This is a genomic window from Micromonospora sp. URMC 105 (assembly GCF_051386295.1).
Classification (GTDB): Bacteria; Actinomycetota; Actinomycetes; order Mycobacteriales; family Micromonosporaceae; genus Micromonospora.
Map to the genome: position 1 here is coordinate 48157 of NZ_JBPQTL010000005.1, position 12498 is coordinate 60654.

Annotated in this window: 10 protein-coding genes; 3 read left to right on the top strand and 7 right to left on the bottom strand. The window is 73.3% G+C overall.

The annotated features are described in order from the left end of the window. Positions 1–77: 77 nt before the first annotated feature. Positions 78–3593: a methionine synthase gene (gene metH, locus ACSNN7_RS03275; RefSeq protein ID WP_436679003.1), complete on the bottom strand. Its 3516-nt coding sequence runs from the start codon at positions 3591–3593 to the stop codon at positions 78–80. Positions 3594–3853: 260 nt separating this feature from the next. On the opposite strand from metH, the gene ACSNN7_RS03280 reads away from it, so the two are divergent. Further along, positions 3854–4723, top strand: coding sequence for a PAC2 family protein (locus tag ACSNN7_RS03280; protein ID WP_436679004.1), 870 nt, complete (start codon positions 3854–3856; stop codon positions 4721–4723). Positions 4724–4850: 127 nt separating this feature from the next. Beyond that, entirely contained in the window at positions 4851–5642 is a 792-nt protein-coding gene (locus tag ACSNN7_RS03285; RefSeq protein WP_436679005.1) for a GntR family transcriptional regulator, read from the top strand. 145 nt (positions 5643–5787) lie between these two features. On the opposite strand, the gene mshC is transcribed toward ACSNN7_RS03285, so the two are convergent. The 6 genes from mshC to ACSNN7_RS03315 form a co-directional block, all read right to left on the bottom strand. After that, complete coding sequence (gene mshC / locus ACSNN7_RS03290) at positions 5788–7029, bottom strand: cysteine--1-D-myo-inosityl 2-amino-2-deoxy-alpha-D-glucopyranoside ligase (RefSeq protein WP_436679006.1); 1242 nt, start codon at positions 7027–7029, stop codon at positions 5788–5790. 67 nt (positions 7030–7096) lie between these two features. After that, entirely contained in the window at positions 7097–7915 is an 819-nt protein-coding gene (locus ACSNN7_RS03295) for an SCO1664 family protein (protein ID WP_436679007.1), read from the bottom strand. Then, positions 7912–8490: a DUF3090 domain-containing protein gene (locus tag ACSNN7_RS03300; RefSeq protein WP_436679008.1), complete on the bottom strand. Its 579-nt coding sequence runs from the start codon at positions 8488–8490 to the stop codon at positions 7912–7914. The genes ACSNN7_RS03295 and ACSNN7_RS03300 overlap by 4 nt, the downstream gene beginning before the upstream one ends. A gap of 111 nt (positions 8491–8601) precedes the next feature. After that, entirely contained in the window at positions 8602–9306 is a 705-nt protein-coding gene (locus tag ACSNN7_RS03305) for an MSMEG_4193 family putative phosphomutase (RefSeq protein ID WP_436679009.1), read from the bottom strand. Between the two features lie 87 nt (positions 9307–9393). After that, positions 9394–10230 (bottom strand): undecaprenyl-diphosphate phosphatase, encoded by an 837-nt coding sequence (locus tag ACSNN7_RS03310; RefSeq protein ID WP_436679010.1) that lies wholly within the window; start codon positions 10228–10230, stop codon positions 9394–9396. Next, positions 10227–11279, bottom strand: a complete 1053-nt coding sequence (locus ACSNN7_RS03315) for an LLM class F420-dependent oxidoreductase (protein ID WP_436679011.1) — start codon at positions 11277–11279, stop codon at positions 10227–10229. Before ACSNN7_RS03315 ends, ACSNN7_RS03310 begins: the two co-directional genes overlap by 4 nt. A gap of 199 nt (positions 11280–11478) precedes the next feature. On the opposite strand from ACSNN7_RS03315, the gene ACSNN7_RS03320 reads away from it, so the two are divergent. Continuing rightward, positions 11479–12450 (top strand): aldo/keto reductase, encoded by a 972-nt coding sequence (locus tag ACSNN7_RS03320; RefSeq protein WP_436679012.1) that lies wholly within the window; start codon positions 11479–11481, stop codon positions 12448–12450. The last annotated feature ends 48 nt before the right edge of the window (positions 12451–12498 follow it).

A 12498-nucleotide genomic window follows, 5' to 3' on the forward strand; every position in this document is an offset into this window, starting at 1 on the left:
GACCGACCCCGACGGCCTGGCGACGGCCCAGCAGGGCTTCGAAGCCATGTTTGCGCAGCTCAGGCAGGGTGACAGCGTCACTTGGCGTTGAAGTAGTTCGCCTCCGGGTGGTGCACCACGATCGCGTCCGTCGCCTGCTCCGGCACCAGCTGGAACTCCTCGGACAGCTGCACCCCGATCCGCTCCGCGCCCAGCAGCTCCACGATCTTCGCCCGGTCCTCCAGGTCCGGGCAGGCCGGGTAGCCGAACGCGTACCGGCAGCCCCGGTAGTCGGTGCGCAGCAGCCCGGCCAGGTCCGCCGGGTCGTCGTCGGCCACGGTACGACCGCCGGGCAGGGTCAGCTCCGCGCGGACCCGCCGGTGCCAGTACTCGGCGAGCGCCTCGGTGAGCTGCACGGACAGGCCGTGCACCTCCAGGTAGTCGCGGTACTCGTTGCTGGCGAACATCTTCGCGGTGTACTCGCTGATCGGCTGCCCGACGGTGACCAGCTGCAACGCCACCACGTCCAGCTGGTCGCCCTTGGGCCGGAAGAAGTCGGCCAGGCAGAGCCGCCGCTCCTGCCGCTGCCGCGGGAACGAGAAGCGGGCCCGCTCGACGCTGCCGTTCTCGTCGAGCACCACCAGGTCGTTGCCCTCGGCGTACGCGGGGAAGTAGCCGTACACCACCGCCGCCTCGAGGACCTTGTCGGCGATCAGCCGGTCCAGCCAGTAGCGCAGCCGGGGCCGGCCCTCGGTCTCCACCAGCTCCTCGTAGGACGGGCCCTTGCCGCCGCGGGCGCCGCGCAGCCCCCACTGCCCGAGGAAGGTGGCCCGCTCGTCGAGCAGCGCCGCGTAGTCGGCCAGCGGCACGCCCTTGACCACCCGGGTGCCGAAGAACGGCGGGGTGGGCACCTCCACGTCGGTGGCCACGTCGGAACGGACCGAAGCGTCGTGCAGCTCGGGCAGCGCCTCGCTGACCATCGTGCGCTGCCGCTCCCGGCGGGCCCGCCGGGCGGCCAGGGCGGCCTCCCGCTCCGGGTCGACCACCGGCGCGCCACCGCGCTTGGCGGTCATCACCCGGTCCATCAGGGACAGCCCCTCGAAGGCGTCGCGGGCGTAGTGCACCTGGCCGGGGAACATCGCCCGCAGGTCGTCCTCGACGTACGCGCGGGTGAGCGCGGCCCCGCCGAGCAGCACCGGCCACCGCTCGGCCACCCCGCGGGAGGCCATCTCGGCCAAGTTCTCCTTCATGATCACGGTGCTCTTGACCAGCAGGCCGGACATGCCGATCGCGTCGGCGCGGTGCTCCTCGGCGGCGTCCAGGATCGCGTTGATCGGCTGCTTGATGCCGATGTTGACGACCTCGTAGCCGTTGTTGGACAGGATGATGTCGACCAGGTTCTTGCCGATGTCGTGCACGTCGCCGCGGACAGTGGCCAGCACGATGCGGCCCTTGCCGCCGTCCTCGGCCGTCTCCATGTGCGGCTCCAGGTAGGCCACCGCCGTCTTCATCACCTCGGCCGACTGCAACACGAACGGCAGCTGCATCTGCCCCGAGCCGAACAGCTCGCCGACGACCTTCATGCCGTCGAGGAGGAGGTCGTTGATGATCGACAGTGGCGACCGGCCGCCGGCCATCGCCGCGTCCAGGTCGGCCTCCAGGCCGTTGCGCTCGCCGTCGATGATCCGCCGCTTGAGCCGCTCGTCCAGCGGCAGAGCGGCCAGTTCCTCGGCCCGCCCGGCCCGCGCCGACGCCGCGTCCACGCCCTCGAACGCCTCGATGAACCGCTGCACCGGGTCGTACCCCTCGCGGCGCCGGTCATAGATCAGATCCAGCGCCACCTCCCGCTGCTCGTCCGGAATGCGGCTCATCGGCAGGATCTTGCTGGCGTGCACGATGGCGCTGGTGAGGCCCGCCTGCTGGCACTCGTGCAGGAACACCGAGTTGAGCACCTGCCGGGCCGCCGGGTTCAGCCCGAACGACACGTTGGAGATGCCCAGGGTGAAGTTGACGCCGGGGTAGCGGCGGGCGATCTCCCGGATCGCCTCGATCGTCTCGATGCCGTCGCGCCGGGTCTCCTCCTGCCCGGTGGCGATCGGGAAGGTCAGCGCGTCGATCAGGATGTCGGAGCGGTCCATCCCCCACCGTCCGGTGAGGTCCTCGATGAGGCGGGACGCGACCCGGACCTTCCACTCGGCGGTCCGCGCCTGCCCCTCCTCGTCGATCAGCAGCGCCACCACGGCGGCGCCGTGCTCCTTGACGATCGGCATCACCCGGGCGTAGCGGGACTCCGGCCCGTCACCATCCTCGAAGTTCACCGAGTTGACCACGCACCGGCCGCCGAGCATCTCCAGCCCCGCCTCGATCACCGCCGGCTCGGTGGAGTCCAGCATGATCGGCAGGGTGGAGGCGGTGGCGAAGCGCCCGGCCAGCTCGCGCATGTCCTGCGTGCCGTCCCGGCCGACGTAGTCGACGCAGAGGTCCAGCAGGTGCGAGCCGTCCCGGGCCTGGCTGCGCGCGATCTCCACACAGGCCTGCCAGTCGGCGGCGAGCATGGCCTCGCGGAACGCCTTGGAACCGTTGGCGTTGGTCCGCTCCCCCACCATCAGCACCGAGGCGTCCTGCGCGAACGGCACCGGGTGGTAGATCGAGGAGACGCCCGGCTCGTGCCGCGGCTCGCGCGGCACCGGGGTCGCGCCGTGCAGCCGCTCGGCCAGCACCCGGATGTGCTCCGGCGTGGTGCCGCAGCAGCCGCCGACCAGCGTCACGCCGTACTCGGTGACGAACCGCTCCAGCGCGTCGGCCAGCTCCACCGGGGTCAGCGGGAAGTACGCCCCGTCCGCGGTCAGCACCGGCAGGCCCGCGTTCGGCATCACCGACAGCGGAATCCGGGAGTGCTGGGACAGGTAGCGCAGGTGCTCGCCCATCTCGGCCGGGCCGGTCGAGCAGTTCAACCCGATCAGGTCCACGCCCAGCGGCTCGATGGCCGCCAGCGCCGCGCCGATCTCGCTGCCCACCAGCATGGTGCCGGTGGTCTCCACCGCCACGTGGCAGATGATCGGCACCTTCCGGCCCAGCTCGGCCATCGCCCGGTGGCAGCCGACCACCGCCGCCTTGACCTGGAGCAGGTCCTGGCAGGTCTCCACGATCAGCGCGTCCGAGCCGCCCTCGATCAGACCGGCGGCGTTCTCCTGGTACGCGTCGCGCAGCGTGGCGTAGGCGGTGTGCCCGAGGGTGGGCAGCTTGGTGCCCGGCCCGATCGACCCGAGCACGAACCGGGGCCGCTCCGCGGTGGCGTACGCGTCGGCCGCCTCCCGGGCGATCCGCGCGCCGGCGGCTGAGAGCTCCCGGATCCGCTCCGGGATGTCGTACTCGGCGAGGTTGGCGAGGTTGGCGCCGAACGTGTTCGTCTCCACACAGTCCGCCCCGGCGGCCAGGTACGCCTCGTGCACGCCGCGCACCACGTCCGGGCGGGTGACGTTGAGGATCTCGTTGCACCCCTCCAGGCCCTCGAAGTCGTCGAGGGTCAGGTCGGCAGCCTGCAACATCGTCCCCATCGCCCCGTCTGCGACGAGGATCCGGTCGGCCAGCACATCCAGCAACGAAGTCCGCACCGGTCCAGGTTAATGCGACGACCGGGCGATCGGTCGACAGCCACCGCCGGTCCCACATTCTGCCCACCGCAACACGTATCCCTTTCGTACCCTTTCGGCGGTCGGCCGGTGCGGTGGACCGGCGCGGCCGACGGGCCGCACCTGGCGCCGCCACGTAGGCTGACGGACGTGAAGGACATCAGGGACGCCACCGTGCACGGCGGGCGGAGGACCGGGTCGGCGCCCGGCGCCGTCGGCGACGAGCAGGGTGAGGTGACGGCGTGACCGAGTTCGACGGGCTGCCGGTGCTGCGGTCCCCGGTGGCGATCGCCGCCTTCGAGGGCTGGAACGACGCCGCCGACGCCTCCACCGCCGCCGTGGAGCACCTCGAGCAGGTCTGGCAGGCCCGACCGGTCACCGAGCTGGACCCGGAGGACTTCTACGACTTCCAGGTCAGCCGTCCGACGATCACGATGGCCGAGGGTGAGACCCGGCGGGTCGAGTGGCCCACCACGAAGTTCATGGTCGCCAGCCCGGAGGGCACCGAGCGGGACGTGGTGCTGATCCGCGGCATCGAGCCCAGCATGCGCTGGCGCACCTTCTGCGAGCAGGTGCTGGAGATCTGCCACAGCCTGGAGGTCGAGCGGGTGGTGCTGCTCGGCGCGCTGCTGGCCGACGTGCCGTACACCCGTCCCCTGCCGATCAGCGGCAGCGCCTCCGACGCCGAGGCCGCGCAGCGCTACCAGCTCACCCCCACCCGGTACGACGGGCCGACCGGCATCGTCGGCGTGCTGCAGGACGCCTGCACCCGCGCCGAGGTCGACGCGGTGTCGTTCTGGGTGCACGTGCCGCACTATGCCAACAACCCGCCCTGCCCGAAGGCCACCCTCGCCCTGCTGCACCGGGTCGAGGAGGTGCTCGACCTGCCGGTGCCGATGGCCGACCTGGCCGAGGAGGCCGCCGAGTGGGAGCAGCGGGTGCGCGGCGCCGCCGAGCAGGACGCCGAGCTCGGTGAGTACGTCCGCGAGCTGGAGGAGCGGGTCGGCGACGCCGGCATCACCCCGTTGACCGGGGACGAGATCGCCCAGGAGTTCGAGAAGTACCTGCGCCGCCGGGGCGGTTCCGCCGGCCCCACGGCGGGCTCCTGGTAGCGCCTCTCCCCCGCTGAGTCATCGGCCCCGGACGATCGCGTCCGGGGCCGTTTTTCGTGCGTGTCCGGGGTGGCGCGGGTCACGCCCCGTAGGGCATCCTAGGAACCTAGTGGTATGAGGAGGCGGTGTGCAGATCAACCCGGGGGCCGCCGAGTTCCCCCATCGGCAGATCGCCGCGCAGCTCAAGACCCAGGTGCGCCGCGGCGACTGGGCACCGGGCGAGCGGCTGCCGTCCATCCCGGCCATCGCCGAGATGTTCGGCGTGGCGAAGCAGACCGTGCAGCGCGCCGTCGACCAGCTGCGGGTCGAGGGCATCCTGATCACCAAGCCCGGCTCCGGTACGTACGTGCGAGGCACCCGCCGCCGGCTCAACCGGCTCTCCCGGGGCCGCTACGGCGGCTTCCGCGGTTACCACACCGACCTGGCCGCCCGGTACAAGCAGCAACTCGTCTCCGTCGGCCGCGCCCCCGCCCCGCCGGAGGTCGCCGACGCGTTCGGGGTGGCCGACGGCACCGATCTGCTCTGCCGCCGGCACCTGGTGCGCACCGAGGACTCGCCCGTCGAGGTGGGCGCCTCCTGGTTCCTCCCGGCCGACACCGCCGGCACGTCGCTGGAGCGGGCCGAGGCGTTCGGCCGCCCGCTCTACCAGGAGGCCGAGGAGGCCACCGGCCGCCGGTACGTCTCGGCCACCGACACCATCAGCGCCCGCCAGCCCAGCCGGGAGGAGGCGGAGACCCTCCAGATCCGCCCGGACACCCCGGTGCTGCACCTGCTGCACATCGCCTACGACGAGCGGCGCAAGCCCATCGAGGTCGCCCAGGCCACCTGGCCCGGCCCGATGACCACCCTCACCGAGGAGTACCAGATCCCCGCCCCGGCCCCCGACCAGGACCCCGACCCCGGCCTGGTCCTCGGCTGACGCCTGCCGTCGGGGCGGACAGCCGCCCGGCAGGCCCGACCTTCATGATTCAGTCGCATTTTCCGACGCCGGGGACGGCGTGTCGTGTCGGAAAATGCGACTGAATCATGGGCTGCGGCCCCGGGCGGGCCGCCGCCGGACAGGCTTAGAGGCGGACGCCGAGGAGGGCGTCGACGGTGTCGGCGAAGAGGGCCGGCCCCTGCGCGTCGTCGCCGGCACCGGCCAGGGCGCGGTCGGCCCAGTCGTCGGCCAGCGCCAGGGCACCCGGGGTGTCGAGGTCGTCGGCGAGCCGGGCGCGTACCCCGGCCAGGAACTCCGCCCCGGACGGCCCGGCGGGCGCAGCGGCGGCCCGCCGCCAGCGGTCCAGGCGCGCCTGCGCGGCGGTGAGCAGCTCGTCGGTCCAGGCGCGGTCGGCGCGGTAGTGCCCGGACATCAGGCCCAGCCGCACCGCCATCGGGTCGACCTTGTCAGCCCGCAGCCGGGAGACGAAGACCAGGTTGCCCTTGGACTTCGACATCTTCTCGCCGTCCAGGCCGATCATGCCGGCGTGCGCGTAGTGGGCGGCGAAGGGCGCCTCGCCGGTGAGCCGCTCGGCGTGCGCGGCGGAGTACTCGTGGTGCGGGTAGAGCAGGTCGTTGCCGCCGCCCTGCACGTCGATCCGGTCACCGAGCAGGTTCAGCGCGATCACCGCGCACTCGATGTGCCAGCCCGGCCGGCCCGCGCCCAGCTCGCCACCGGGCCACGACGGCTCCCCCTCGCGGGCGCCGCGCCACAGCAGCGGGTCGAGCGGGTCGCGCTTGCCGGCCCGGTCGGGGTCGCCGCCGCGCTCCGGGAAGATCTCCCGCATCTGCTCCCGGGTCAGGTTCGACTCGTAGCCGAACGCCGGGGCGGCGGAGACGTCGAAGTACACGTCGCCGGTGCCGTCGTCGAGCCGGTACGCGGCGCCGTCCTTGAGCAGGACGAGGACCTTCTCGGCGATGTCCGGGATCGACTCCACCGCGCCGACGTAGTGCTCCGGCGGGATGATCCGCAGCGCCTCCATGTCCTCGCGGAACAGCGCGGTCTCCCGCATGGCCAGGACCTTCCAGTCCTCGCCGTCGCGGGCCGCACGCTCCAGCAGCGGATCGTCGATGTCGGTGACGTTCTGCACGTACCGGACGGTCAGGCCGGCGTCGCGCCACATCCGCTGGACCAGGTCGAACGTGATCATGGTGGCGGCGTGGCCGAGGTGGGTGGCGTCGTACGGGGTGATACCGCAGACGTACATGCTGGCCGCCGCGCCGTCGGGGCGGCTGGGATGCACGCCGCGTCGCGCCGAGTCGTACAAGCGCAGCGGCTCGCCGTCACCCGGCAGCCGTGGCACCTCGTGTCCCGCCCAAGACTCCATGACCGTCAGCCTAACGAGCCGTCCGGCGGTGGGCAGGCACCCTACGGGTGATCAACGTGACAGCGGCTCACATGGGCGGCCAGGGCATGGCCGGCCAGTCCTGCGGGGGGTTCGGGTACCGGCCGGTGCCGCGCAGCCGGTCGACCCGCGCGGCCAGCTCGGCGATCTCCCCGACGGTCAGGTGGGCGGAGAGCTCCTCGCCCAGCTCGCCGGCGACCTGACCGGCCAGCGTGTCGAGCATCTCCACCGCGTCCGGCGGCAACTGCCGCCCGGCCCAGCCCCACAGCACCGTGCGCAGCTTCTCCTCCACGTGGAAGCAGACGCCGTGGTCGACCCCGTAGAGGCGGTCGTCCGGGCCGAGCAGCACGTGACCGCCCTTGCGGTCGGCGTTGTTCAGCACCGCGTCGAGCACCGCCAGCCGGGCCAGCCGCGGGTCGTCGGCGTGCGCCAGGGCGTACGCGGCGCCGTCGTCGTCGCGGGCCGCGGCGACCGGGATCCAGCGCGGCGGCACCGCCTCGGCGGGCACGAAGCCGACCAGCGGCTCCGCGTCGTCGGGCTCGTCGATCCAGAGCTGGCAGGAACCGGGCCCGAACGGGCCGTCGCGCAGCACGGTCGGCGGCACCAGGTCCCACCCGGTGGCCCGGGAGACCAGGTAGGCGGCGACCTCCCGGCCGGCCAGGGTGCCGTCGGGGAAGTCCCACAGCGGGCGCTCGCCGCGCATCGGCTTGTAGACGCAGCGGGCCGTCCGACCGCCCAGGGTCAGGATCCCGCGCAGCGTGGTGTTGGAGGCGTCGACCAGCCGCCCCTCCAGGGTCAGCTCACCGTCGCGCAGCAGCCGGAGCGCCGCGCTGCCGTCCTGGCGGGGCTGCAACTCCGACGAGGTCACCGGTGGTAACCGTTGTGCCGCGGGCAGAGGTGCCCGGCGGGGTCGAGCGGCTGGCCACAGAGCGGGCAGGGCGGGCGGCCGGCGTTGACCACCCGGCGGGCCCGCTCGATGAACTCGCGGGTCGCCTCGGGGGTCAGCCGGACCCGGAGCCGGTCGAGGTCCTCGTCGGGCTCCTCGACGTCGTCGGAGTCGTCGTCCTCCTCGTCGCCCAGCTCGACCTCGGCCTCGGCCTCGCCGGCCGCGATCGCCTCGATCACCACGGTCGCGCTGTCGACGTCGAAGGCCAGGCCGAGGGTGCCGACCCGGAACTCCTCGTCGACCGGGGTGTCCAGCGGATCGTTGTCGCCGACGACGGCGGGCGCCTCGGGCAGGTCGACGCCGAAGCGGCGCTGAGCCTCGGCGAGCAGCTCCTCCAGCTTCTCGGCGAGCAGGGACACCTGCACCTTCTCCAGCGCGACGCTGACCAGCCGGCCGCCGCCGCGCGCCTGGAGGAAGAACGTGCGCTCCCCCGGTGGCCCGACGGTCCCGGCGACGAACCGCTCCGGCGGCTCGAAGGCGTGCACCTGGTGGGTCATACCCACGACCCTATCCGGCGCGCGGGAGCGTCGCGCACCGCACCGAGGGTGGTTCAGCCCAGGGCGAAACGCCGCGGGCCACGTGGCGCCGGGTCGGGCGTGGCGGGCGGCTCACCCGGCCGCGCCGGCGCCGCCGCCCACCACTGCGTCCGAGTCGGTCGGCCGGGTCGCCCGCCGGCGCCGCTTGCGCGGCGGCGGCACCAGCCCGGCGAGGTCGCCACCGGTGTCGTTGAGCCGGACCAGGAAGGGCCGCAGCGGCGTGTAGCGGATCGCGGTGACCGACGCCGGGTCCGCGACGATGCGCTGGAACAGATCCAGGTGTACGCCGAGCGCGTCCGCCACGATGGCCTTGATCACATCACCGTGGCTGCACGCCAGCCAGACCGCCTCCGGCCCGTGCTCGGCGGTGACCGTGGCGTCCCAGGCGCGTACCGCGGCGACCGCCCGCGCGGCCATCGCCGCCATCGCCTCCCCCTCGGGGAAGACCGCCGCGCTCGGATGCTGCTGCACCACCGGCCAGAGCGGCTCCTTGGCCAGCTTCTTCAGCGGCTGCCCCTCCCAGGCGCCGTAGCCGCACTCGATCAGGCCCTCCTCGATCACGGGCTCGACCTGCGGCAACGCCAGTTGCAGGGTCTGCCTGCAGCGGATCAGCGGGCTGGTCACCACCGTGGCCAGGGGCAGGGCGCGCAGCCGCTCGCCGACCGCGGTGGCCTGGGCCCGGCCGGTGTCGTCCAGCTCGACCGGCTGGCGGCCGGCCAGCCCCCCGTCGGCGTTCGCCGTCGTCCGGCCGTGTCGCAGAAGCAGAAGGGTCGCCACGACACCACCCTAGGCGCAGGCCGCAGACGCGACGGCCCCCGGCACCAGGGTGTCGGGGGCCGTCGCCGGCGTCGCCGCCGGTACGCCTCAGGTGGCGGTGATCGTGCCGGTGAGCAGCAGCGCGAGCACCAACGTGCCGAGCGCCACCCGGTAGAGCACGAAGACGTACAGGGTGTGGTGGGCCACGTAGCGCAGCAGCCAGGCGATCGCGGCGTAGCCGATGGCGAAGGCGATCACCGTGGCCACCACCATCTGCGCCACGGTCGGCACCGAGGTGCCCGGCGCGGCCGGCTCGAACACGTCACCGACGCTGAAGACGCCGGACATCACCACCGCCGGGATGGCCAACAGGAACGAGTACCGCGCCGCCGCCTCCCGGGTGAGGTTGAGCAGCAGGCCCGCGGTGAGCGTGCCGCCGGAGCGGGACACCCCGGGGATCAGCGCCATCGCCTGGGCGAAGCCCATCACCACGCCGTCGCGCATCCGGAAGTTCTCCAGGGTGCGGGTCTGCCGCCCCCAGTACTCGGCGAAGGCGAGCACGAAGGCGAAGACGATCAGCGTGGTGGCCACCACCCAGAGGTTGCGGCCGGCGGTACGGATCTGGTCCTTGAACAGGAAGCCGAACAGCCCGATCGGGATCGAGCCGACGATGACGTACCAGCCCATCCGGTAGTCGAGGCTGGTACGCACCGAGCGGTCCCGCAGGCCGAGCAGCCAGGTGCGGGTGATCCGCCAGATGTCCTTGGCGAAGTAGATCAGCACCGCCGCCTCGGTGCCCAGCTGGGTCACCGCGGTGAAGGAGGCGCCGGCGTCCCGGTCGAAGAAGATCGCGGAGGTGATCCGCAGGTGTCCCGACGAGCTGACCGGCAGGAACTCGGTGAGCCCCTGGACGATCCCCAGGACGATGGCTTCGACCCAGGTCACTCGCCGACCCCGGAGAGCTCCAGCGCCTCGGCGACGGTGCGCAGGGTCTGCACGCCGCTGTCCCGGTCGGCGACGAAGAGGGTCACCGACAGGGTGGTCACGCCGGCCGCGGCGTACTCGCGCATCCGCTCGGCGATGCGCTCCTTCGGGCCGAGCAGCGAGGTGCGGTCGATGAACTCCATCGGCACCGCGGCGGCGGCGTCGCGCTGCCGCTTGGCCAGGTAGAGGTCCTGCACCTCGCGGGCGGCGTCGCCGTAGCCCATCCGGGTGGCGAGCTGGTTGTAGAAGTTCTGCTGGCGGCTGCCCATGCCGCCGACGTAGAGCGCGGCGTACCAGCGGACCAGCTCGGCGCAGGTGGCGACGTCGTCGCCGACCACCACCGGCACGGAGGGGACCACGTCGAAACCGGCCAGCTCCTTGCCGGCCCGGGCCCGGCCCGCGGCCACCGAGGCGAGCTGCTCCTCGGCGAACTCGGGGGCGTAGAAGACGGCCAGCCAGCCGTCGGCGATCTCGCCGGCCAGCTCCAGGTTCTTCGGGCCGACGGCGGCCAGGTAGATCGGGATCTCCTCGCGGGGCGGGTGGAAGCCCAGCCGCAGCGCCTTGCCGGGCCCGTCGGGCAGCGGCAGCGTGTAGAACTCGCCGTCGTAGGCGACCTCCTTGCGCGCGACGGCGAGCTTCACGATGTCCACGAACTCGCGGGTCCGGGCCAGGGGCTTGGCGAACCGCACGCCGTGCCAGCCCTCGGAGACCTGCGGGCCGGAGACGCCGAGACCGAGCCGGAACCGGCCGCCGGAGAGCGCGTCGATGGTGGCCGCGGTCATCGCGGTCATGGCCGGGGTCCGGGCGGGGATCTGCATCACCGCGCTGCCCACGTCGATCCGCTGGGTCTGGCCGGCCATCCAGGCCAGCATGCTGGGCGAGTCGGAGCCGTACGCCTCCGCCGCCCACACCACCGAGTAGCCGAGCCGGTCCGCCTCCTGGGCAAGCGCCAGGTGGTCGGCGGGTGTGCTCCACGCCGTCTGGTATCCGAGGCTGAGCCCTAGTCGCACTGGATCCTCCCCCATCCGCACCACAGGTCGCACCAGGGTACGCAATGGCGGTGGTGGCTCCGATCACCGGCTCACCCGCCCGCGCCGGGGTGCCCGGCGAGCAGCGCGGGGCCCGGCCACGGTCAGATCGGCGACGCGGCGGGCAGAGATGACGGGAGCGAGGATATCCGTGACGCCGGGTTCGAAATAAGGTTCACCCATGCAACAGCGACCGCTCGGCCGAAGCGGGCTGGCGGTTTCCCGGCTCGCGCTCGGCACCATGACGTGGGGCCGGGACACCGACGCCGACGACGCGGCCGCCCAGCTGAAGAGTTACCTCGACGCGGGCGGCAATCTCGTCGACACCGCCGACGTCTTCGGCGACGGTGACGCCGAGTCGGTGCTCGGTTCGCTGCTGGGCGCCCTGGTCCCCCGCGACGAGCTGCTCATCGCCACCAAGGCGGGGCTGCGCCCGGGCAGCGGCCGGCGCCGGGACGGCTCGCGCGGGCACCTGCTGCGCACCCTGGACGCGTCGCTGCGCCGGCTGGGCACCGACCACGTCGACCTCTGGCAGGTGCACGGGTACGACCCGGACACGCCGCTGGAGGAGACCCTGGCGGCGCTGGACCACGCGGTGGCCAGCGGCCGGGTGCGCTACGTCGGCCTGTCGAACTTCTCCGGCTGGCAGACCGCCCGCGCGGCGGCGTGGCAGGCGGCCTGGCCGGGGCGCGCCCCGGTGGTCGCCACGCAGGTGGAGTACTCGCTGCTGGAGCGGGGCGTCGAGCGGGAGGTGCTGCCGGCCTGCGGCGCGCTCGGGCTGGGCGTGCTGCCCTGGTCGCCGCTGGGGCGTGGGGTGCTCACCGGCAAGTACCGGCACGGCCGGCCGGCCGACTCCCGGGCCGCCTCGCCGCACTTCGAACGGTTCGTCGCGACCTACCTGGAGCCGCGCTGCTCCAGCATCGTGGAGGCGGTGGCCACCGCGGCGGGCGGGCTCGGCGTCTCGCCCACCGAGGTGGCGCTGGCCTGGATCCGGGACCGGCCCGGGGTCACCGCGCCGATCCTGGGCGCCCGCACGGTGGGTCAGCTGCTCGGCGCGCTGCAGGTGGAGCGGGTGACCCTGCCCGCGGAGATCACCACCGCGCTCGACGACGTCTCCGCCGTGCCGGTCGGCTACCCGGAACGCGACGGCTGACGCTCCGGCGGCGGGCCGGCCGGTAGGGACGGCCCGGCGACGACCGGC

What these genes read in the sequence shown, in the direction of transcription:
- mshC (WP_436679006.1), bottom strand. Translation starts at nt 7,029, where the DNA reads ATGGAGTCTTGGGCGGGACACGAGGTGCCACGGCTGCCGGGTGACGGC.
- ACSNN7_RS03300 (WP_436679008.1), bottom strand. Translation starts at nt 8,490, where the DNA reads ATGACCCACCAGGTGCACGCCTTCGAGCCGCCGGAGCGGTTCGTCGCC.
- ACSNN7_RS03320 (WP_436679012.1), top strand. Translation starts at nt 11,479, where the DNA reads ATGCAACAGCGACCGCTCGGCCGAAGCGGGCTGGCGGTTTCCCGGCTC.